Source organism: Arthrobacter psychrochitiniphilus, assembly GCF_003185915.1.
In the GTDB taxonomy this organism is placed as follows: domain Bacteria; phylum Actinomycetota; class Actinomycetes; order Actinomycetales; family Micrococcaceae; genus Specibacter; species Specibacter psychrochitiniphilus.
In genome coordinates, this window is record NZ_QHLZ01000016.1 from 32310 (window position 1) to 51991 (window position 19682).

At 56.8% G+C, this 19682-nt stretch carries 26 protein-coding genes; 14 read left to right on the forward strand and 12 right to left on the reverse strand.

All coding sequences use genetic code 11. The features are described from left to right. Nucleotides 1-577: 577 nt before the first annotated feature. From CVS29_RS17045 to CVS29_RS18560, 3 genes are all read right to left on the reverse strand, one after another. On the reverse strand, nt 578-919 hold the full coding sequence (locus CVS29_RS17045) for a hypothetical protein (protein ID WP_110107697.1): 342 nt from the start codon (nt 917-919) through the stop codon (nt 578-580). Between the two features lie 3 nt (nt 920-922). Further along, on the reverse strand, nt 923-1378 hold the full coding sequence (locus tag CVS29_RS17050; protein WP_110107699.1) for a prevent-host-death protein: 456 nt from the start codon (nt 1376-1378) through the stop codon (nt 923-925). Nucleotides 1379-1860: 482 nt separating this feature from the next. Continuing rightward, entirely contained in the window at nt 1861-2016 is a 156-nt protein-coding gene (locus tag CVS29_RS18560) for a hypothetical protein (protein ID WP_170121024.1), read from the reverse strand. Between the two features lie 442 nt (nt 2017-2458). On the opposite strand from CVS29_RS18560, the gene CVS29_RS17055 reads away from it, so the two are divergent. Further along, a complete protein-coding gene (locus CVS29_RS17055) occupies nt 2459-2665 on the forward strand; it encodes a helix-turn-helix domain-containing protein (RefSeq protein WP_110107701.1) in 207 nt (68 codons plus the stop codon). Beyond that, nucleotides 2662-3906: a type II toxin-antitoxin system HipA family toxin gene (locus CVS29_RS17060; protein ID WP_110107703.1), complete on the forward strand. Its 1245-nt coding sequence runs from the start codon at nt 2662-2664 to the stop codon at nt 3904-3906. The genes CVS29_RS17055 and CVS29_RS17060 overlap by 4 nt, the downstream gene beginning before the upstream one ends. Nucleotides 3907-4042: 136 nt before the next feature. Here CVS29_RS17060 and CVS29_RS17065 read toward each other — a convergent pair whose 3' ends face one another. Continuing rightward, on the reverse strand, nt 4043-4498 hold the full coding sequence (locus CVS29_RS17065; protein ID WP_110107705.1) for an SRPBCC family protein: 456 nt from the start codon (nt 4496-4498) through the stop codon (nt 4043-4045). Nucleotides 4499-4507: 9 nt separating this feature from the next. Here CVS29_RS17065 and CVS29_RS18275 point away from each other — a divergent pair, with 9 nt between their 5' ends. Further along, complete coding sequence (locus tag CVS29_RS18275; RefSeq protein WP_146213100.1) at nt 4508-4702, forward strand: hypothetical protein; 195 nt, start codon at nt 4508-4510, stop codon at nt 4700-4702. A 112-nt stretch (nt 4703-4814) separates the two neighbouring features. Here the strand turns inward: CVS29_RS18275 and CVS29_RS17070 are convergent, their stop codons facing one another. Beyond that, nucleotides 4815-5486 carry a VOC family protein gene (locus CVS29_RS17070; RefSeq protein ID WP_110107707.1) on the reverse strand — a complete coding sequence of 224 codons (672 nt, stop codon included), beginning with the start codon at nt 5484-5486 and terminating at the stop codon, nt 4815-4817. 365 nt (nt 5487-5851) lie between these two features. Between CVS29_RS17070 and soxR the strand changes: the two genes are divergently transcribed. The 3 genes from soxR to CVS29_RS17085 all read left to right on the forward strand — a co-directional run bounded on the left by soxR (nt 5852) and on the right by CVS29_RS17085 (nt 7325). Further along, on the forward strand, nt 5852-6322 hold the full coding sequence (soxR, locus tag CVS29_RS17075; RefSeq protein ID WP_110107709.1) for a redox-sensitive transcriptional activator SoxR: 471 nt from the start codon (nt 5852-5854) through the stop codon (nt 6320-6322). Between the two features lie 135 nt (nt 6323-6457). Further along, entirely contained in the window at nt 6458-6760 is a 303-nt protein-coding gene (locus CVS29_RS17080; RefSeq protein WP_110107711.1) for a hypothetical protein, read from the forward strand. Nucleotides 6761-6920: 160 nt separating this feature from the next. Beyond that, the gene (locus tag CVS29_RS17085) at nt 6921-7325 is read left to right on the forward strand and encodes a VOC family protein (RefSeq protein ID WP_245932314.1); all 405 of its coding nucleotides are present in this window, start codon (nt 6921-6923) and stop codon (nt 7323-7325) included. Nucleotides 7326-7654: 329 nt separating this feature from the next. On the opposite strand, the gene CVS29_RS17090 is transcribed toward CVS29_RS17085, so the two are convergent. Then, the gene (locus CVS29_RS17090) at nt 7655-7972 is read right to left on the reverse strand and encodes a hypothetical protein (protein WP_146213101.1); all 318 of its coding nucleotides are present in this window, start codon (nt 7970-7972) and stop codon (nt 7655-7657) included. A 535-nt stretch (nt 7973-8507) separates the two neighbouring features. Between CVS29_RS17090 and CVS29_RS17095 the strand changes: the two genes are divergently transcribed. Then, nucleotides 8508-9005, forward strand: a complete 498-nt coding sequence (locus CVS29_RS17095; protein WP_110107717.1) for a hypothetical protein — start codon at nt 8508-8510, stop codon at nt 9003-9005. Between the two features lie 11 nt (nt 9006-9016). Beyond that, complete coding sequence (locus CVS29_RS17100) at nt 9017-9526, forward strand: hypothetical protein (RefSeq protein ID WP_146213102.1); 510 nt, start codon at nt 9017-9019, stop codon at nt 9524-9526. A 307-nt stretch (nt 9527-9833) separates the two neighbouring features. Here CVS29_RS17100 and CVS29_RS17105 read toward each other — a convergent pair whose 3' ends face one another. Then, nucleotides 9834-10148, reverse strand: coding sequence for an ArsR/SmtB family transcription factor (locus CVS29_RS17105; protein WP_110107721.1), 315 nt, complete (start codon nt 10146-10148; stop codon nt 9834-9836). A gap of 96 nt (nt 10149-10244) precedes the next feature. Here CVS29_RS17105 and CVS29_RS17110 point away from each other — a divergent pair, with 96 nt between their 5' ends. Further along, nucleotides 10245-11297: an SDR family oxidoreductase gene (locus tag CVS29_RS17110; RefSeq protein ID WP_110107722.1), complete on the forward strand. Its 1053-nt coding sequence runs from the start codon at nt 10245-10247 to the stop codon at nt 11295-11297. Between the two features lie 169 nt (nt 11298-11466). On the opposite strand, the gene CVS29_RS17115 is transcribed toward CVS29_RS17110, so the two are convergent. After that, entirely contained in the window at nt 11467-12267 is an 801-nt protein-coding gene (locus CVS29_RS17115; RefSeq protein ID WP_110107724.1) for an NAD(P)H-binding protein, read from the reverse strand. Nucleotides 12268-12348: 81 nt separating this feature from the next. On the opposite strand from CVS29_RS17115, the gene CVS29_RS17120 reads away from it, so the two are divergent. The 5 genes from CVS29_RS17120 (at nt 12349) to CVS29_RS17140 (ending at nt 15972) form a co-directional block, all read left to right on the forward strand. After that, a complete protein-coding gene (locus CVS29_RS17120; RefSeq protein WP_110107726.1) occupies nt 12349-12762 on the forward strand; it encodes a winged helix-turn-helix transcriptional regulator in 414 nt (137 codons plus the stop codon). A 158-nt stretch (nt 12763-12920) separates the two neighbouring features. Next, a complete protein-coding gene (locus CVS29_RS17125) occupies nt 12921-13697 on the forward strand; it encodes an aminotransferase class IV (protein WP_170121025.1) in 777 nt (258 codons plus the stop codon). Nucleotides 13698-14051: 354 nt separating this feature from the next. Beyond that, complete coding sequence (locus tag CVS29_RS17130) at nt 14052-14744, forward strand: SDR family oxidoreductase (RefSeq protein ID WP_110107730.1); 693 nt, start codon at nt 14052-14054, stop codon at nt 14742-14744. After that, nucleotides 14741-15118: a RidA family protein gene (locus CVS29_RS17135; RefSeq protein WP_110107732.1), complete on the forward strand. Its 378-nt coding sequence runs from the start codon at nt 14741-14743 to the stop codon at nt 15116-15118. Before CVS29_RS17130 ends, CVS29_RS17135 begins: the two co-directional genes overlap by 4 nt. Before the next feature lie 320 nt (nt 15119-15438). Then, nucleotides 15439-15972, forward strand: coding sequence for a hypothetical protein (locus CVS29_RS17140; protein ID WP_110107733.1), 534 nt, complete (start codon nt 15439-15441; stop codon nt 15970-15972). Nucleotides 15973-16548: 576 nt separating this feature from the next. Here CVS29_RS17140 and CVS29_RS17150 read toward each other — a convergent pair. From CVS29_RS17150 to CVS29_RS17165, 4 genes are all read right to left on the reverse strand, one after another. Next, the gene (locus tag CVS29_RS17150) at nt 16549-17367 is read right to left on the reverse strand and encodes an alpha/beta fold hydrolase (RefSeq protein WP_110107737.1); all 819 of its coding nucleotides are present in this window, start codon (nt 17365-17367) and stop codon (nt 16549-16551) included. 227 nt (nt 17368-17594) lie between these two features. Then, entirely contained in the window at nt 17595-18083 is a 489-nt protein-coding gene (locus tag CVS29_RS17155) for a GNAT family N-acetyltransferase (protein ID WP_110107739.1), read from the reverse strand. Nucleotides 18084-18443: 360 nt separating this feature from the next. Then, complete coding sequence (locus tag CVS29_RS17160; protein ID WP_110107741.1) at nt 18444-18902, reverse strand: GNAT family N-acetyltransferase; 459 nt, start codon at nt 18900-18902, stop codon at nt 18444-18446. A 143-nt stretch (nt 18903-19045) separates the two neighbouring features. Next, nucleotides 19046-19600 (reverse strand): hypothetical protein, encoded by a 555-nt coding sequence (locus tag CVS29_RS17165; protein WP_146213104.1) that lies wholly within the window; start codon nt 19598-19600, stop codon nt 19046-19048. Nucleotides 19601-19682: the final 82 nt, after the last annotated feature.

Here is a 19682-nt window from a genome sequence, read left to right on the forward strand (position 1 = left end):
GCGCATGTTCATGGGGCCAACCGGCAGTGCTCATGCCCGTATGAAGGCCGCTAAAAAAAGCCTCACCCGGATGCCCCGGAAAGGGTTCCGGTTGCGGACTATCGAGGCTAAACCGTGGCTTGCAGTCAGCATGTCACTACGGACTTGCTATTGACGAACTCGAAACCCCAAAACTGAACGATTGCGGCCGCTTGCTTCGCTATCCCATGGACCACGCGTGGACAGGACTACGAGAGCAAACCCGAGCAGGATAAACCAGATGTACCCCCACGAGCCCGACGTCAGGATTCGGAGAATTCCAGCCATGGCGACGAAACTACCAAGGGAAAAGAGAAAGCGTGTCATTTTCCAGCTGAACATTCCGTGGTTGGATCGCATCCAACAACACTACGCGAGCAGAACATACAACGCAGTCCACCACCCAATTACAGAATGCCTCGGTTTGGCGTGACTCGCTGTCCCGCTCAAGGTTCCCCTGCGGGTGGACTCTTGGAGGCTTGCTCCAACCAGGCTGTGGTCCAGTGGTTAGGCATCTGAGAGAGGCGCTACCGTTGGATGTTTTCTTTTCCCAAGATCCCTACTTGGTCTCGTTGGGATGCTTGGTATGGACCTGCTCCAGATAGACCACCGGGCCCTCGACGTAGAACCATATACGAGCATCGCCCTTGGGCGTTGGCTTGTGCTGCCATCGCTCATGGGTGGAGCCATTACGGGTGACGGCGCCGTGTTCACCACGCAAGTGATAATTGGTCGGTGTAACAGCCAGAGGTGTCCTCGTCAGAAAATCCCAAGCATCGGCCAAGGGGCCCCTGATCGTGGCCTTTAGATTCATCCAGCCACGCTGGGCTTGGGTAGAGGCGAAGCGAATCTCGTATTCAGACTTCTTTGTTGGCCGCTCGACTTTCAGGTTCTTGGCCATCCCTTAGGGGCGCTCAACCACTACGGAATCATCGAGCCACTCCACGGGCTCCTGGCCGAGGCCAGCGGCGATAGCCGTCGCCGTTTCGCGCCAAGCTGTGAGTTCAGCAATGGCCAGGTGCGGCTGGTTGGTGGCGAACGAAGCGCGTGCGGCGGACAAAATATCATTGGCACAGGCCTGCTGATCGGCCGGGCTCAGCGCCAGCATCCAAGGGAACCTGTCGATCATGCGAGTTACTAGAGGTCCATCCGTGCTCGTTGAAACCGCAACAAGCTGGGCTGCCAGCTCCAGCAGATTAGTGCGTGCTCGATCTGCACTGCCGGACATGAGCACCAGAGATTCACCGTCACGACGAGTGACCTCAACAGGATGATCTGCCGCAGCCGCGAAGACCTCAGCGGAAGAGCGGCTCAATTCAGAAGACTGAAACGTGGTTCGGGAACGGGTGCGTGTGTTCATGCTTCGAGTCTAGTTCAGAACGTATTCAGAAGTCCATTGGATTCTTGATCCTTGAGTCTTAGGCAGTCCCGCCGGAGGTTCCCCAGTGAAACAAGAGCAACTCGGACCGCTCAAAGTCGCTGTCCTGGTTTCAGTGAACCATTTGCCGACCGGCTTGCGGGACACTTTGACTGCGTCTATACGGAATACCCCTTACGGCACGGCTAGAGCCGCAATCGTGGGGAACGTCATCGCGCCCGAGACAGCCACGGTAGCTCCGAGGAAACCGCGGCGTGCGATTTCAGGGCTTGTCATGAGCTTGCCTTTCTTGTCGGCTCTTGTCGGCGTCTTTTCTCATATTTAACTTCCGAGACGACTAACGCACAGATAAATGCGCCTGTGAGAACCAAAAAAATCACCAGGGCGGGGTTAACCCAAACCGGGATCATGTCATAGCCAGCGTTGCATTTGTCATGTAGAGGAAAGAATCGGGATGGCTCTTTCTAGTTCTGCGCTCGATAGTCTTCGTCAAGCAACTGACCTGCCTTAGCGCAGGTCTTGTCAATGTCCTTACCTGAGGCAATAGCCCCGATGAAGTACGTTACAAGGAAGGCAAGGAAGGAGAGGAAGGAAAGTCCAAGCCAACCTCTCTGTGTCATTCGTTGCAATTCAGATCATTCCCTCGTTAGTCACGGCGCGTGCACGCATGACGGCCGAGGTGGGTTGCTGGCTGGATTCCATCAGACAATTCTTTCAGTATGTGAAAGTTAGATCGTCCAACCAAGGGATGATTCCATCAATCGTGATGACCGCAGCGGGTTCCCCTACGGGCTCAGAGCTACCAAGCTAACGACTTCTGATAGTCGTGCCGTCGCTTTCTGAAAGCGACAGCTGCATAGCCAACGGTCAATATGACCAGCTGCGATCCTGAATTGCAAAGGTGCTGAGGTCAACGGCATTCGCCAGACACCGGAATTGATGCGAATATTCATATCATTGGTTATGATGTGAATATTCGTATCACAGCATCGTCTGTGTCAATGGGGAAGGCTCAAAGTGTCGAAACAAATAGCGAAGATCCATTCACCGTCTGATCTAGGGATGGCTTTGCAGCAGGCGAGGCTGGCCGCAGGGATGTCCCAGAGGGAGCTTTCCGCGCGGACGGGCGTCACGCAGAGCGCTATCAGCAATCTGGAGTCCGAGACCTATACCCTCTACGCGGAAAGGCTTTTTAAGCTCTTTCGCGAATGCGGTGTGACCGTCACCGCGGAGTGGGACGACAGTACTGAAAGTGGAGAACCTCAATGAGACTCCATGTTGAGTTGAGCGGGCAGTTCATTGGGGAGCTGAGCGGTGACGAGCGCACATTCGACTTCACACCGGCACGCACGGCTATCGATCATTTCGGGGTGGGCAGCCGGGCCTTATCCGTCGCTATGCCCTTCGTCGCGCGGCCAAACAGGGCGCACTCATCGCGGAGGCGGAACTTCTTCGAGGAACTCCTCCCGGAAGGAGACCAGCTTGAGTTCATGCTGGCGATGGCCGGGCTGCGCAGGCGCGATACTTTGGCGTTCTTGGCCCGGTTCGGGCGCGACATCGCGGGCGCGCTTCAGATATGGGACGCTGACAATCCTACGGAGCCACAGACACCCGAAGCCCGGCCGGTGTCGGAGGAGGACGTGCACGTCCTGCTGACTGAGCGCGCCGCGAACCCGCTCGCTAACTCCGGCGTTCTGGGCAAGACGTCACTCGCCGGCGTGCAGCCGAAGATTGTTCTTGCCCACCTGAACGGCGGGTGGCACCAAGTCTTCGGCGGGTTCCCGTCGACGCACATCGTGAAGCCGATAGTTTCAAGTCGGCCCACGGAAATATTCGATGAAGAGTACGGAGCGCGCTTCACCCGTGCGCTTGGCATTGCCAACTTTGACACGCATCTTGCAAACTTTGGCGGAACCGATGCGCTCGTTATCCAACGGTTCGACCGTGATCTTGCAGTTCCCGGCGGGAGGGTTCACCAAGAAGACTTCAACCAGGTCCTCGGAGCCGCCAGGAACCAGAAATACCAGGCGTACGGCGGCATCGTGAATCTGAAGCGCATCGCTGAAGTACTGAGAACTCACGGTCAGGCACACGATATGCGGAAGCTTGCCGTCATCACAACCCTCGGCGTCGTCATCTCAAACCTCGACATGCACGCGAAGAACCTGGGTCTTCTTCACTATGCCGATGGGCACATTGCATTGGCGCCAGCGTATGACTTTGTACCTCATGGTCTTCGCGAAGGGTTGGATGGGCAGCTGGCCCTCGCTGTGAACAAGAAGTACTTGCACGCGACCGTCACCAAGGACGATCTCGTCCTCGAGTTCAGTTCGTGGGGTCTGCGCGGCACTAAAGACATCGTCAACGACACGCTTGAACAGGTGCAAGTCATTGCCGCTAGGGAGGAACCCGTTACTCAGGCGGCGCCAGGATTGGCAGAGAATGCTAGTGCGACTGTGCAGCATCTGCTCGACGGACGTGCCGCGGGCGCAATGGAAATAGGGTCGTGACAATCAACGACGAGAGATTTATGCGCTAGCGCCAGCATGCGGTTTCGGACTTACATGCCTCGTTCGGCTCTCCTTGGATCAGGCCTTCAGCCCAGGCCACCAACGTGTTCCGTCCAAGGTTGGGTTACCGGATGACTTATCTGTGCGTCAGTTCCTCGGTGAGGTGGCGATTCCGTGTTTCAATCATTTTTCGCATATAGCGGGCCAGGACCAGCTTCTCAACGAGTAGCCCGACGGGGCCGAAGGGTGCCGCGAACTCTATGCGATCAATCATCGTGGTCCCCTTCGCATCCTGGCTGAACTCATGGATATGACGGAACGACTTAAACGGGCCCTTAACCTGTTCATCAACGAAGGAGTCAGGCGCCTCCATTTGTGTGATCCGGCTTGTCATCCGCAGCGGAAGACCGAAATGCCACGCACGCCACGTCACCTCTTCTCCCAACGAAATGAGTCCCGAGGTGACACCAGCGACAGCTTTTTCACGGGAGTGCGCCATCGAGTCCTTATGCGCGTCAATGCTGCGCGCCAAATCAAAAAGCTGCGCTTTTGGCAAGCTGGATGGTGTCGTGCATTCGAACGAAACGGCCATGATCAGAGTATGTCAGGTAGTTCCGTCTTTGCCCGTATCGCCGGGCAACCACTGGCAAACCGCCATAGAAGCGGCTCCCCGTGGCATGAGATACCCACCCAGCAGCTGGATGCCTGGAACACCACGAGGTTGCCCCGCGGAGGGTTCCCCTCTGGAACTGCCATGGCAGGACTTTTCGGCTCCCGCGTGCGCCTGAATCCGTAGGCCGGTATCCGACCGTCTTGCGGGACGAGTTGCTAATGTCTACGAGGAACCGTCAAACAGGATGTTTTCCGAGGTAGATTCCGATCTAGAAGAAGTCCGGTCGTGGCCTTAGCTATCCGCTGACTATCGAGATATTCGGGCCGAGATCTACTCGGGATTTCCCCGCCAGCGGTTCGATCTGAACGGTGAGGGGCCCGCGAGCCGGCTTGGATACCTTGGTGGGGAACCAGAGCCGTTCCTGCTGCACAACGATCAGGAGTCCATCGTGGCTGCCCATCGAGGTGAAGGTGCTGGACCGATCGTAGTAGGTGGGGATGGCCAACTCTTCGGAGAGCGTGGCCACAGTGTCCAGCACGTCGTCTACACCAATCCCGACTTCGCTGATGGACAGCATGTGCGGGCTTTCGCCCGTGCCGGGAACCGTGGACGCATCGGCGTCGCGGGCGATGTACTCCAGGATGATTCCTTCGGGTCCCAATAAATACAGGGAACGGGATTTCCACTCTTTCGAACCGAGGATGACCTCCGAGCCGTCTGCCTGGAGCAGGGAGACACGACGGGCCAACCACGTGTGGGCCAGTTCAAACTCCGAGGGAGGGACTCCGAAGGCGAGGTGATGGACACCGTCAAAACTCTCCCCGGTACTCAGCCTCAGTCGGCTGGAGCCGATGGTGACCTCCGCGCCAGCGGGTGTCGCTTCGACAGGCAGCAGAAGAACGTCGCGGTAGAACTGCACGGCCTTTTCGAGGTCGCGGACGGTGATGGAGACGTTGAGGATTTTCATTCCGGAACTTCCTTCTCTTGGAAATGGGTCCTAGCAGGATGCGTGCGGGGTCAGATGATTCTCGAGCCAAAACTTCCGGCCATCAGCATCTGGGGTGATTCGTGTGGCCGCGCGATGCTCGCCGTCCGACTTGGGGCTGTTCCTTCGCGGAGCCGTTTCCTCAGGAGCCTCAATCTTCGGCGTTGTTCGCGGGCGGAGTTTGCGCTCTGCACTAAAGCTTGTTCCCCGTCCCCCGTAGTGGTGGCTTCGCATTCGCCGTGGATCGATATGGCAGTCATGGTTTTCCTTGTGTTCGAGGGCGTACGCACCATGGAACTAGGTAAAGCTAGCTTGAGGTCAAGCCGGTGGCATGCAAACATGAGCACATGACCACCGCCATACCCAGAAGCATGCTGCCCATCGGTGAGATTGCGAGCAGGGCAGGCTTGTCGGTGCCCACCGTGAGGTATTACGAGTCACGCAACCTGATCACCTCTGAACGAACCGCGGGCAACAAGCGTCTCTTTCGTCGCTACACCCTACGGCGTCTGGCCGTCATTGCCGCTGGACAACGGGTAGGGCTGACCCTCGCCGAGATTGCGGAAGCGCTGGCCGAGCTGCCGCCAGACAGGGCCCCGACCCAGGACGATTGGCATCAGCTCAGCACGCACTGGGCGCAAATGGTGGCACGACGAATCCGTCAGCTGGAAAAACTCCAGGGATCACTCGATGACTGCATCGGCTGCGGTTGCCTCTCCCTCAAAAAATGCCACCTCTTCAACCCCCAAGACGAGGCGGCATCCGAAGGCCCGGGGTCGCGTTGGATTCGTAAGAGTATGGAATACGACGAAGAATAAGTTACTTGCTGTTGAACGCTGTCTCCTGATGCCATCGCATTGACCGTTCCGGCGCGATGGTGTCTCGCAGGCCGTTCCTCAATTGAAATTCGTGGGCCTCTGACGAATGCTTAGCCGCGCACGTAGAGTGTGCTCATGGGCACGAAAAACCTGAAGGTCACTGGCGTTGACCCTCGATATGTCAGCGAGGAAGAGCCCCGTCCCGTATATAGGGTGGACTTCTGGGACGAAACCCGCGCCAGCTACGAGAACCGTCTGGAGAACGCGGAAAGCATTGACGATGTCCTGGCGTGGGCAGAAGCTAACCGTCGTGGACGCTACGTCGTGATCTGGGTCGAGTACAGCTACGAAGGCGGCACCGGCATGGCTCGGCTGCGCGGATGGGAACCAACACAGGAGGGCTCACCCTCGGCTCAGGACCCCTTCTTCCTGCAATGACTGCACAGTCATGCTGACCTTCGACAAAAAGAAACACGCTCCTGCCCACTATCGTGCCCGCTCAGCGTTCCCCTCTGGAACTGCCATTGTGCGACTTTTCGGCCCCAGCGCGCACGTGAAGCACCGGGTCGGTCTCCGACGGCTGTGTGAGACTTGGAAGGTGGACGAAGATCTAGAGGGTTCCCTGCACCATGTCGAGCTCTGGGTGCCCAACCTTGAACGCGCCAAGGATGAATGGGGTTGGATGCTGACGCGTCTAGGGTACTCGCCGGATCAGAATTGGGATCAAGGAATTAGTTGGCGGCGAGGTACCACCTATATAGTCGCCGAGGAATCCCCAGCGCTGACCAGCAGAGAGCATCAACGAACAGCGCCGGGATTGAATCACTTGGCATTTCATGCTGGAAGTGAAGAAAAGGTCGATGCTCTGACGGCGGACAGCCAGCTCCACGGTTGGCAGCCGTTATTTGCAGAGAAGTACCCCCACGCTGGCGGTCCTGAAAACTACGCTGCCTACCTAGTGAATTCCGACGGCTTCGAAGTCGAACTCATAGCCACTAAATGATCCATATCTGTTCCACCTATGCACGATAGACGTTCCCCTGTGGAACACCATGAGCGCGGGGACTTCAGCGGTGCCGTCTAAGCCAAAAGGACCCGTGAACCGACCGGCTTACGGGACAGTTTTGTTTCGTCTATGCGCGACACCACTTGCGGGACGGCTTTGACTGCACCCGACGGAAATGGGACGCCCATATTTTCCGCAGCCGAGTGTTGATTCAGGAGAATCTCCCGACTCGTAACCATGCATTGAGCTCTCGCCTGCTTGCCATCCTATGCACCGAACTTTGCCCACTGCCCCAAAGCCGTGAAGATGAATTGTTCCGACTGGGGTCAGGGGCCAGAGGTGAACTTGTCGGTATTGATGTGCTCAGTTAGCGCTACGCTGCTCTCAGCAGTTGTCGGTCGACCAAGCAGCAACGATTGATATGTGTCCGCCGCTCCGACAACCGGCGAGAACGCAGTCCGAATCTTCTTTCCGCGCATGGTCCGGATCAGCCTGAATACAATTCCGAGGGCTATAGCAATCCAAAGCGCTGCAGAGGCCCCAGCAACAACAATTCTTGCCCCATCGGATTCAACAAAAGAATAGATGGCTATCGCAACGAGTGCCAAGATACACCCAATTACCATCAACACTTTTGACTTCATGGCCCCCACCCCATCCACCCCATCGATTTCTGTAAGACTACAAGGGGAAATTTTGCTTGAACAGGGTCCATCATTCCTCGCCAGAACTCAACTCACCGCTTGAAATGCCTGGGGAGACTTCCTGCGGATCGGAAAGCAATGGCTTCAGGTCAACGATGTTGACTGATCCGAGCCGGACTCGTTGAGAATGAGCCGGCCACACCCAAAACGGTATCTACCACTGGTCGCAGACTGTGCCTCACTTAGCGTTCCCCTCTGGAGCTGCCATGGAGAGACTTTTCAGCTCCAGCGCCCGCATGATTCCACGGGCCGGTGTCCGACCGGCTTATGGGACGGTCCGAAATGCGTATCCGGACGGACCCCTTGCGGGTGCTTCTTGCGAGGATGGGACGGTGGGCGATCGGCCACCCGCATGGAAGACCGAGGGTATTTTCCAGAAAGCGAGCTCTTGTGTAACGCTAAGGGAAACGGCTAGATTCATGTCGTCGGTGATTATTGATAGCGATCGTCACGACACATAGGGCAGGGGGACCCCATGAAGATCTGTAAGTTTTGTACTTTGATTGCTGCCATCCTGATGGCAGTAGTTTTCGGGATGTCAGGCCAGGCAGCGTCCGCTTCATCGCTCACGTCGGAAACAACGGTAGGCGTCACCACCGTTGCCGCGCCCCAGGTTCAAAACAGGGTCATGGTGGCGGCGGCAGAATACAGACCGTTTACGTCGGCGAATTTTCGGTACAACCTGATCCAGCGAACCGGTTACGACCCCGGGTCGCGGTGCCAGGAGCACCACACCATGCCCGAGGCCTTCAGTACGTACTTCGGCGCCAAGGGAATTCTGATCCACGACCCGAGCTTCGGTTTGTGGTGGGGTTCGGCTGCTGGGGTGGCCAACAACCACTCCGATCTTTCCGCCGCGTACAACCGTGACTGGCAGAGATGGATTGACCAGAACCTGAACGCGACGAAGGCAACCGTGCTTCAGTTCAACACGTCGATTACGGCCGTTTACGCGAGGTACGTCCGTTGCTGAAAGGTGAGAGCTTGTCCGAGTGGTTTCGCATAGAGGCTAGATCAAAACGCAACGACGTGTGGCTCGGCGTCTGCGGACAAGGTAAGCCGAAGATCACCGGAGATCCCTGGTACATGCCCGACGGTGTCACCAGTGTCTACCCGTTCATCGTGGACTGGCGTCCTGAAGAACTTCCGTTCCCGGTATGGCTTGCTCCCTATAACGGAGGCAAGAAGTTCGGTGACCTGCTGTGGACCGGTGGGAACGCGTTGAAGATTGCCTCCACTCGTTTCATCGAGGCACTTCGCGCCGCTGAGGTCACCGGTTACCGAACCTTCGCGGTCGAGGTTCGAGACCACGCCGGCTCGCCTGTCGAGGGATACATCGGCTTCGCGACCGATCCGTTCCCGGGGTCTGACATCCAGAACATCTACGGCCAGACGGTTCAGAACTATGTTTTCATCGCCACTCAGCGTGTCGTCGAGGCATTGTACGATCACGGAGTTGACCAGCTGGAGATCAGCCCCTACACCCCCGACTGACGTCGGACCCCTCGCGCAGAGAACGAATCGCGCAAGCACAACCTGGTGTCGGACCACGCACCAGCCTCAGGCGCCGCGGCCACAAGAGGACGAGACTATCGAATCCATTAGAGACTTGTGCCGATCGGCGCCAAATTAGCGATGCTGGATCTTGAAAGAATTGCCGAGACAACGAGTAGCTTTCGGATCCATTAGTCGGTTCGAAACAATTCTGGCGAACCCTGTCCGCAGGAGGTTCGACTTGCGGTCACCTGTAGGAGCGCCAGCTTGTTTGTGGCTGTACGGCGATCCTATGACAACAGGGCACTTAGACGCCGCTGCCGATGGCCTTGCTGAGCTCGGCGATGGTCTGCTCATTGCGTCGGTAGTGAGAGAACTGGCCGATGCGGGTACAGATCACAAGATCCGCGCGTTGCAACGTCGCCATGAACTGCGAGGCGGTGGATTGGGAAACTTCCGCACGAGCCTGGATGTGCTTCAAACACACCCCAGCTTCCTCCGCTGGCCGATCTTGCGGCGGAAACGAATCTCCGTCCTTGAGCCAGCCCAGAATCTCCAAGCGAGTTGGGTGACCGAGGGCCTTGAACGCGCTCACCAGTTGATCGTCATTTAGTTCTCCCATGCCTCCAGCATACCTCCAGATCGTAATATCGCGATCCTACGATTATGTGATACTACTTAGATCGTTAAATCACGTTTTTACGATGAAAGGAATTTCATGGCTACGAGAACTGCATTGGTCGTTGGAGCACGGGGTGTGATCGGGGGCAATCTGATCGAGCACCTCGACCGCGCCGGTGGGTGGGAGATCATCGGACTGTCGCGGCGGGGAGGTGTCAGCCAGGGCTCGGTTCGGCATATCGCTGTTGACCTCCTGGACAAGGAAGACGCCGCACTGAAGCTCTCCAGACTGACCGAAGTCACGCACATCTTCTACGCGGCATATCAGGATCGGGCCAGTTGGGCGGAACTGGTACCGCCGAATTTGGCAATGCTGACCAATGTCGTCGACGCGATCGAGCCAGTGGCCCCGAACCTGGAACACATCAGCCTAATGCAAGGCTACAAGGTATACGGTGCTCATCTGGGGGCGTTTACGACCCCAGCTCGTGAGGATGATCCCCCGCACATGCCGCCGGAATTCAACGTCGACCAGCAACAATTCCTTGAACGCCGACAGGCCAACGCAACGTGGTCGTGGTCCGCACTCCGACCCTCGGTTGTGGCCGGCATCGGACTCGGCAATCCCATGAACCTGGCCATGGTCATTGCCGTGTACGCCTCTATCAGCAAAGAACTCCGCGTTCCTTTCCGATTCCCAGGCAAGCCCGGGGCCTACACGAGCCTGATCGAAATGACGGACTCGGGGCTGTTGGCAGAAGCGACCGTCTGGGCTGCGACGAACCCCGGCAGCAAAAACCAAGCATTTAACATCACCAATGGCGACATGTTCCGGTGGTCCTCAATGTGGCCCAAAATTGCGGCGTTCTTCGACCTCGACGTAGCACCACCCTTGCAGATGAGTTTGAACGAGGTGATGGCGGACAAATTCGACCTCTGGGAATCAATGGTCACGAAGCACGCGCTGGAGAAGACACCATACTCCGATGTGGCCTCCTGGCAGTTTGGTGACTTCGTCTTTGCATGGGACTACGACGTCATCGCCGACACCTCGAAGTCAAGGCGTGCTGGTTTCCACACATATGTCGACAGCGAAGCGATGTTCATGAGAATCTTCCAGAGCCTCCGAGACCAGCGACTGATTCCGTAGTCACACGGCAGAAACCCCATCGCCCAAGCGCATGCCTAGAGGGTGCCCTGACGCGGCCGCTATTCAAGCTACGTCCGCGTCAATCGGCCCCATTTAGGATTCCCCTTCCGTGCAATGCACTTTTCATAGTTCGCTCAGCTGGTGAGGACCTCCCCATTAGTGCTTGTCGCTATCGAAGTGCTGCAACCACAACCGGGACCGTATCCGTTAGGGGCCTCCCAAGCAGCTGTTGCAGATCGCTGCCCGTACCTTCCAGGAATCTGTGTGCAGCGGACGAGTACAGCGAGAGCAGCATGCTTGGCTGAAACGGCAGCATACCGCTGGCATTAAGTGTCATTCGCCGTACATTCAGGGATTCAGGATTGTAGGGAAGTCCTGCATACCGGGCGACCTCTTCGGCCGTGATCGCGTGGGAACCCACCAGATCGTAGATCTTCCCGGCGTGATTCTCAGGCTTACTCGCCACAACAGCGGCTGCTTCTGCCAGATCCTCCCGGGTCACCACGGCCACGCCACCCTTGCCCAGCGGTGAAGTGATGACGCCGTCATCCGGTGCCATCAACGAACCGAGCAGATCGGCATAGATCCCATTGCGGAGAATCGTCCACTGCAATCCACTTTCCTGGATGCGGCGCTCGGTCCAACGGTGTGCCAGCGCAAAGCCCAGATGGTCTCCAGCGGTGGCCAGACTCGTATAAATCAGGTGCTGCACCCCGTCGCGCTGCGCGGCTGCGACAACACGTTCATGGCGGGCAATGACAATGTCATCCTCTGCATAGCCTGCAGAAACGAGCACTAAAGTTTCAATGCCGGTGAGATCAAGGGTGTCAGGGTCGTCAAAATCCACATAGCGATCACTGGAACCAACGACAGGGCTGCGTGTACCCGAAATATGGGGCAAGCTTGCCGCCTTCAGGGATTCAACGATGGCGCTGCCCAGCTGGCCCGAAGCACCGGTAACTAAAATCATGAGGCATTCCTAACTGTGGTTCTGAAAAGTAACTATGATCATCATCAGTAACCACCGAAGAACGCACAAGGAGGCACTTTGATGTCACAGGGGCACATGGAAGTAACCGCACTGCTCGAACCTTGCGGAAAGGAAGAGCATCCCGACTGCGGCATCAGGGACGTACTGACCCGAGTTGGGGACAAGTGGTCAGTCTTAGTGATTGTCGAACTCGCCTCAGGCACCCGGCGGTTCAGGGAGCTGCAACGCGCCATCGACGGCATATCTCAACGAATGCTCACCCTCACCGTCCGCCGACTGGAACGTGACGGGCTGGTCGCCAGGACCGTCTTCCCGACCGTCCCGGCACAAGTCACCTATGAACTCACCGACCTAGGGTCCAGCCTTACCCACCTGGTGAAGCAACTCGCAGACTGGTCTCTTGCACACCGGGAAGACATCGCGAACTCCCGCACCGACTACGATGTCGCCAACCCGGACCATACGATCCACTAGCTCCAATTGCCAATTGCCGATTGACGGCCGAGCTGAAATCCGTCCCGGTAAGGGCCTTCCCTTTGTAGGAACTGCACGACCACCGGCCCAAGCAGTTCTTTGTTGCAAGTTACGGACGGTCCGAGTTACATGCATCTGCCCTGCCATAGGCTGAGATGATGACAGACAGTGTAAGTATCAGAGTTGACGGCCTTGAAATACTCGACAACGCAATTGCACAACTCGCCCTGGTCAACTACGGGCACTTTACAGCGATGCAGATTCGCGACGGGCGAGTACGAGGGCTTTCCCTCCATCTTGATCGCCTCCAATCCGCTCACGCCGAGCTTTACGGAACCATCGCTGATCCAGCGCTCATCCTCGACAGAGTCCGGGAAGCCGCGAGTGATGCACCTAATTCATACCTTCGCGTGACTCTCTTCGAAAGCGATCCGGGGAACGTGCAGGTCATGACCGCGTTGCGTCCACCCGTCGCACCGGCCGGTGCACCAACTGGCCTTCTTCCAATCGTTTATCAGCGTCCCGCCGCGCATATCAAACACGTAGGCGGTTTTGGTCAGCTGTACTTTGGTCGCATGGCAACAAGACAAGGTTTCGACGACGCGCTTCTCACAACAGCGGACGGCGAGATTTCCGAAACAGCCACCGCCAATATCGCCTTCATTGAAGCCGATGGAACGCTCGTGTGGCCGTCAGCACCGTCGCTGTATGGCATCACCTGGCAGATGCTCGATACCGCCCTAGCTGAAGCAGGAATCAGGACCCGGAGACAGTCCGTCACACTCAACGATATATCAGGATTCTCCGGAGCGCTCCTCACGAATTCTGTCGGTGTAGTCGGCGTCTCAAGGATCGGGTCTGTTGTGTTCAATGATGAGGCCCCTGTTCAAGCCATCGCGGATGTTTACGAATCTAGCCCTTGGGACATCATCTAGCAATCAGGCGGTCGGCCTTCACGAATCCGCACCTGCGTGTCCCACAGGAGGTTCCGCCTACGGACGCACAATCGCAGTGCAGAGGACTGCGGACACCAGTGCAGTCGCCTTCGGAAAGCGACAGGGACTGCATTCTCTAAACCAGAAAGTGCGGCGGTAGCGGTCACTTTTGCCTAGGTGAGCCAAAACACATGCAGTCTTGGAGTTGAGCTTCTACCCGCAGCCCTAGTGTTGACTGCAATGCCGCAGGGTGCGCGCCAAGCATCCTAGAAGTACGACCACCCATGGGGTGACAGACCGGGGCGTTACGTACAGGGTCCAAATGAATGACACAACGAACTATGGGGTATTTTGATGGAACGAACCGCACTCATTACAGGAGCATCAGGCGGAATCGGACGGGCAATCGCCGAATCTTTGGCGCCCACGTTCCACCTTTACCTTGCAGGACGCAATCGTGAATCGCTGGAAAACCTCGCGGCCGGTTTGCCCTCCGCCAAGGTGCTCATCGGGGACCTAGCAACGGAATCCGGCATCGCTTCTGTCACTTCGGGCGTGCAAAACCTAGATGTCTTAATTCACAGCGCAGGAGTTCTCCACCTGGGAACGGTCGAAGAACTTAGCCTGGACCAGTGGCGGGAGAGCTTGGAACTTAACCTCCTAGCCCCCGTGGCGCTCACGCAGGCATTGCTGCCGCAATTGCGCCAAAGCGCCGGTCACCTAGTCATGGTGAATTCCGGACTGGGTCACCGCTCGGTCCCTGGCTCAGGTGCCTACAGTGCCAGCAAATTCGGTATGAGGGCTTTCGCAGACGCACTCCGTCTAGAAGAAGGACCGCGCGGCGTCCGGGTAACATCGGTGCATCCGGGCCGTGTCGACACACCCATGCAGGAACAAATGCATTCCTGGGAGCAAAAGGAATACGACGGCGGGGCATGGATACATCCGACCCAAGTGGCATCAGTGGTCCTGTCCGCCCTTGACCTCGGAAGCAATGCCGCGATCGATTCGATCAACATCAACCCGGCACACCAGGTGCACAAATGACCCCGCCCGCCTTCAGTCAAACCCGCACCGCCGATGGCCCGTTACTTTTCATTTCGGGACAGATACCGCTGGACGCACAAGGAAAACCCGTCGACGGTGGAATCCGCGAACAGGCGAGAGTGGTCTTCCAACAGCTATCCGCCATCTTAGATGCAGAGGACTACAGCCTGGCTGACGTGGTGAAACTGACCTATTTCCTCACCGATATGGCCGATCTGCCTCAGCTCCGCGAAGTCATTGGCGAGTTCTTCGAAGATCCAAAACCAGCCAGCACCCTCGTGCAAGTTTCCGCACTCATCGATCCGAAATTCCTAGTCGAAATCGAAGCCATCGCAGCGCGCCGCACAGACCAAGCTAAGTCTCGGCAAAGCTGAGCGGCTCGTCTACTTTTGATAAACATCAGCTTGTCCCGTAAACCGTTCCCTGAGGGCACTTTGGCGTACAGAAGCGGACTTCGGACACTCAGTACAGTCGCCTTCGAAAAATGACATGCACCTCGAACTGGCCAGCCCTCCAAAATCGGTCGTTTTTGGCCAAGCTTTCCTGTAGGTGTCACCAAGGGCAATCGAGGAGATTGCAGCGCGCTGGCAAGAACAAGGCCTCAAGAGATTGTCTACAAATCCTTGAAGCACTGTTGGGCAGTCTAGGGTGATTGGAAAGGAACAGGGGAAAGCGAATGAGCTCTAGGCGTCGAATGAAACCCAAATTGGCCGGACTGGCTATCTTAGCGTCTGTACTAGTCGGCTGTGCCCCATCCTCAGAGGAGACACTCACCGCTACTGGTTTCCATAATGTAGGCACGACAGCGGAGTCCACTATATGGGTCGCCGGAAAACCGAATGTGGACGGCGATTACGAGGTTAAGGTCACCGGCAAGCTTAACGGCTATTGTAACGGTTCTGTCCTCGCCGCCGTCGGCACACAAATCTGTAATATGGGGGAAACAGATCGCGATTCTATCTTCATTATTGGTGCACCTGACGTCGCCACGGGTGGAAGCTTGACTCTGACAGATGAAACGATCGTGTCATTAGCCGCATTTGATATACCGGGTCGTAGCGATCTGAAAATCGTCGTAGGAATCGCCCCGTCAAACACTGGGGCGAGTTTCATTGATGTTCAGTTCACTACAGCCAGCGGCGAAATCTTGAATCGCCAGGGTAACCCCATGGTTGATGCGGAGTCTCTGGTCGGGGGCCCGAGTCAGGCGAGTTTGGGGGCGCCGTAGACATTTCTGGCAGTGTGTCCGGTGAGCCAGGGCACTGAATATGGGTCGCAGGCTGGTATTCGCTGTCCCAGTCAACGTTCCCAAATAGAACTGCTGACCTTCGAGGTCTGGATTGTCGGATAAGAATAGTGGCCGTGCCATGATCGCCTCAAGCTACGGACGGCATCTTGACTACTTTTTCCTGTTTCTCAATGAGCCCCACAAACCAATTGAGCACAGCACGGCCGCGCAGATCAGGATCAGTATCGGTAGCGTTGAAGGACCCTCCAAGAAAAGAAAGATGGCGAATGCCACGAATAAAAGCGCCACGATGATCATCGAAGCATAGGTTTTTCTTTCTCTGTTCATAATTTCTCCGACATATGAGGCACCGACCATCCAGGAAAAAGTTCGTGGGTGGCGAGGTTCATGATTCCGCCACGAATTGGCCTACCGCGTGCTTCAGCGTATGGCCAGCGTGCAGCAAATAGTAGCGAAATTACACCACCACAGGCGACTGTCCGGATAAGGTTCCGCCTGCGGCCACGGAATGGATGTTCGAGGTCGCCTGAACTGGGTGCCATCCCCGGACAGCAATCAGGCGACAGGCAAGCTGGAAGAGCCATTTTGCTTCCAACTTTCCATCCGAACAAGCCACTCTTGGAGGAGGGTTGCGGTGATTTCATGTTGGTCAAGATGTGCGTTATGTCCTGCTCGGTCCAGAATCGCAATTGTAGACTGCAAGTAGTGGTCTGAAAGCTCCATCTGATCCTGAAAACCGACTACGTGGTCTTGTCGTCCCATGATGAAAACGGCGGGACCCTCAAACTTGGGTGCTCGTTCCTCCGGCTCGATAGACAGCGCGTAGCGTCCCGAAATCCGTTCGATCGCGGCTTGGTCGAATGCTCGCAATCCTGGCAGGACGGAATCGCGGAAGAGTGCCCAATTCTCGCTGGATTGGACGACCGCCATTGCCTCGTAGTCTGAGCGATCCACAGCATCCAGGGATTCCAGTAGGAGTTTGTCTTTTCGCAAGACAGTCTGCGACGGCACCGTTCGAGAGCCGTGCTCTGCCACTACCACCGGGCAAAGGAGCGCGATGCCTAATACCTGGTCGCCGAATTCGGCCGCAATGTGCCGGGCGATCATTCCGCCAAACGAATTTCCAAGGACGGCAAATTTTTCGGCGCCAAAGGTCCTGCGGGCGAATGCAACCACTGCCTCCGCGACGGCATCGGCACTATCAATCTGCGGCCCTGCTGCTGACATTCCCATGCCCGGTAGGTCAATGTAGACACGTTTCCATTCCCCCTGGGAAGCAAGTGCGGGATCAAGTCCAAGCAATAGGCGATGGTCGACGCAGAATCCATGGATTATCAGGATCGGGGTGCCTGACCCGTATTCAACAGAATGCATGGTTGAACGCTAGTAGCACCCGGCAACGCCAAACAGTTTGGGTCGTTAGGTCGCCGTGGCAGAAACCGCGATGGTTCATGCCTGATCAGCCCGTGGTCTCCATGCATACATGAGAGCTGTACTCCACCGCCCGTTCAAGGTTCCCGTTACTGGCTGGTGTGGATGGGTGATGCAGGCTATGTGGAAGTTCAGTGCAGTATTTTTTTAGCACGTACACCGACGGTGGCTCAGACACGACTGATCGGCAAACGAAGTGTTGGCTGCTCTCGGCGCGTCCAACCAAGAGATTCATAGAGGGCGAGCCCGTCTTCGCTGGCCGCAAGGTCAACTCTCGCAACGGCGGTTTCGTCACGAAACCAGCGGACAAGTGCTTCGACGCATGCGCGGGCATGTCCCTGGCGACGGTGGCCTTCGAGGGTGATCACGTTCGACAAGTGTCCGGTGACGGTGGCGCTACTCGATGGGGACGGCGGTGCCGTATGCACGTAGCCGAGTGCGGCTGCAACAGCTGTGTCAGCGACGTAGACGATGTACGCGCACGCGTCCACGTTCAAGTGCTCCGCGAACCACTTCGACGCTTCGTAACTCCATGCCGCTTCGGAGTGGCCCTCATGGCCCATGGCTTCGAACATCGCTGCCCGAAGTGCCACTAAGGTATTGACGTCATCGATTGTTGCCCGCTGAATCATAAGGTAAGTGTGCCAGAGCAACCGCATTGACAGCACAATGGAGAAAAGCCTCGAGCGGAGGGTCGTGCACCAGATCGGCTACTGGCTCAAGGGCATCTCAGCCGCTCAGTTCTTTCTGGCAAATTTCGTCCGCATATGCTTTTCTCACGCAACCTTCTGCGCCCGCTCAATTCGCGCTGCTTCCCGCCCAGGGTTAACCACTGACAGTCCGAAGCTTGATCGCCAACTGGCTTCCCTACCCCGCATCCCATGACCTAGACCAGGCAACCCGCAAACCATCCCGATGAGCGTTCCGCCTACGGAAACCTGCTCTGGCCGAGAATCACCCAGGAGTCAGCTTCAGTGCCAACATTGAAAGCTGCACGGTGATGGTCCCTCTTCGGGTGTCTATCGCAGCAAGAGTTCCATAGCCAAGACGCTGGGTTCCACTGACGTTGGAGTAGTTCTGAATCCGATTCGCTCATATGTGCGGATGGCGGGCGAATTTCCGGCGATGACATTTAGCGTGATGCGGGAGGCTCCTAGCGCTTGACCCTTGGCCACGGCCTGCGCGACGAGAAGCCCGGCGAGCCCTTGACCTCGTTGTGCCGGATCGATGATGACTCGACCGATCCGGAAGGAAACGCCGTGCTGGGTGAGATCGAAATGGCCTACGCGTTTGCCGTTGCTGTCGCTCGAGCCAATCCATGCGCTGAGGTTCGGGTTGCTCTCCATCTCTGAGAGCTTCTTTGTCGATAGTGGCCACGTCAAGCGTGATCCAGTGAATAGGTAGAGAGCCGCAGCATCGGGTACCCATCCAACTATCGTGTCGAGATCAGCTTCTTTTCGCTGCCGTATGGAGATCATAGATAAAGTCTCACACAGAGCTTCAAGCGCCCTTATGCCGTTCCCCAAACGGCGGGGCAGCCATACTTCCTGATCCCACTACTTGTCTGGGTTTTTTGGGGCAAACGGCTCCTGCTGCGCTGACGGGGAATCAGTGTTACCAATCATGGACCAGCGTGAGAGGTGGCAGTAGTAGGTTCCTGCCACATTTTGATGAAACGCGGCAGATTCTTTCCTTGCCCAGATTCGGAGGACAGCACAGTTGCCGGTGATGGTGATTCCTTCCAGAACTGAACCAAGTGCCGTTCCACTGAAGATTCCACGACCAAGTCAAAGGCTTCGTCGCGGCCCGTAGCGTGGAGCCTGACTCGGTAGCTGCCCTTCTCACTAGCCATGATCGTGCCGACGTCCTTCATATCCCAGTCAGTTGGCGTGTTGAAGTACGCTCGGCCCTCCGGGAGCCTCACGGACACCTCGTGGATGTCTTCCCAGCCTGGAGAGATGGACTCCGGTCTAGCTCGAAGGACCTCAACAGTGAGGTCAATGGGTCCTGAATAAATTCCAGTGGAGACCAACGGAACCGCCAGGCCAGTCTCCTGCATCTGCCCGCGCACGGCCGCCTGGAGGGCAGCTAAAGGGTCTACCGAAGGAAAGGGCTCCACGACGAAGTCCACGACATGACTCCAGGCATTAATCGCGAAAGTTGCCGATTCGAGCACGGGCTCTGCCTTTCAAGCAATTTGGAATGGGACATACCTGCTTTTATCGCTCGTATTGAATGTATACGACACTGGCCAGCAC

Coding starts and splice junctions, on each gene's coding strand:
- CVS29_RS17110 (WP_110107722.1), top strand. CDS start 10,245: ATGGCTACGAGAACTGCATTGGTCGTTGGAGCACGGGGTGTGATCGGG.
- CVS29_RS17090 (WP_146213101.1), bottom strand. CDS start 7,972: ATGAAGTCAAAAGTGTTGATGGTAATTGGGTGTATCTTGGCACTCGTT.
- CVS29_RS17155 (WP_110107739.1), bottom strand. CDS start 18,083: ATGCGGTTGCTCTGGCACACTTACCTTATGATTCAGCGGGCAACAATC.
- soxR (WP_110107709.1), top strand. CDS start 5,852: ATGACCACCGCCATACCCAGAAGCATGCTGCCCATCGGTGAGATTGCG.
- CVS29_RS17160 (WP_110107741.1), bottom strand. CDS start 18,902: ATGATCTCCATACGGCAGCGAAAAGAAGCTGATCTCGACACGATAGTT.
- CVS29_RS17070 (WP_110107707.1), bottom strand. CDS start 5,486: ATGAAAATCCTCAACGTCTCCATCACCGTCCGCGACCTCGAAAAGGCC.
- CVS29_RS17080 (WP_110107711.1), top strand. CDS start 6,458: ATGGGCACGAAAAACCTGAAGGTCACTGGCGTTGACCCTCGATATGTC.
- CVS29_RS17115 (WP_110107724.1), bottom strand. CDS start 12,267: ATGATTTTAGTTACCGGTGCTTCGGGCCAGCTGGGCAGCGCCATCGTT.
- CVS29_RS17120 (WP_110107726.1), top strand. CDS start 12,349: ATGTCACAGGGGCACATGGAAGTAACCGCACTGCTCGAACCTTGCGGA.
- CVS29_RS17060 (WP_110107703.1), top strand. CDS start 2,662: ATGAGACTCCATGTTGAGTTGAGCGGGCAGTTCATTGGGGAGCTGAGC.
- CVS29_RS17050 (WP_110107699.1), bottom strand. CDS start 1,378: ATGAACACACGCACCCGTTCCCGAACCACGTTTCAGTCTTCTGAATTG.
- CVS29_RS18560 (WP_170121024.1), bottom strand. CDS start 2,016: ATGACACAGAGAGGTTGGCTTGGACTTTCCTTCCTCTCCTTCCTTGCC.
- CVS29_RS17150 (WP_110107737.1), bottom strand. CDS start 17,367: ATGCATTCTGTTGAATACGGGTCAGGCACCCCGATCCTGATAATCCAT.
- CVS29_RS17105 (WP_110107721.1), bottom strand. CDS start 10,148: ATGGGAGAACTAAATGACGATCAACTGGTGAGCGCGTTCAAGGCCCTC.
- CVS29_RS17095 (WP_110107717.1), top strand. CDS start 8,508: ATGAAGATCTGTAAGTTTTGTACTTTGATTGCTGCCATCCTGATGGCA.
- CVS29_RS17045 (WP_110107697.1), bottom strand. CDS start 919: ATGGCCAAGAACCTGAAAGTCGAGCGGCCAACAAAGAAGTCTGAATAC.
- CVS29_RS18275 (WP_146213100.1), top strand. CDS start 4,508: ATGTCAGGTAGTTCCGTCTTTGCCCGTATCGCCGGGCAACCACTGGCA.
- CVS29_RS17135 (WP_110107732.1), top strand. CDS start 14,741: ATGACCCCGCCCGCCTTCAGTCAAACCCGCACCGCCGATGGCCCGTTA.
- CVS29_RS17130 (WP_110107730.1), top strand. CDS start 14,052: ATGGAACGAACCGCACTCATTACAGGAGCATCAGGCGGAATCGGACGG.
- CVS29_RS17065 (WP_110107705.1), bottom strand. CDS start 4,498: ATGGCCGTTTCGTTCGAATGCACGACACCATCCAGCTTGCCAAAAGCG.
- CVS29_RS17140 (WP_110107733.1), top strand. CDS start 15,439: ATGAAACCCAAATTGGCCGGACTGGCTATCTTAGCGTCTGTACTAGTC.
- CVS29_RS17125 (WP_170121025.1), top strand. CDS start 12,921: ATGACAGACAGTGTAAGTATCAGAGTTGACGGCCTTGAAATACTCGAC.
- CVS29_RS17055 (WP_110107701.1), top strand. CDS start 2,459: ATGGCTTTGCAGCAGGCGAGGCTGGCCGCAGGGATGTCCCAGAGGGAG.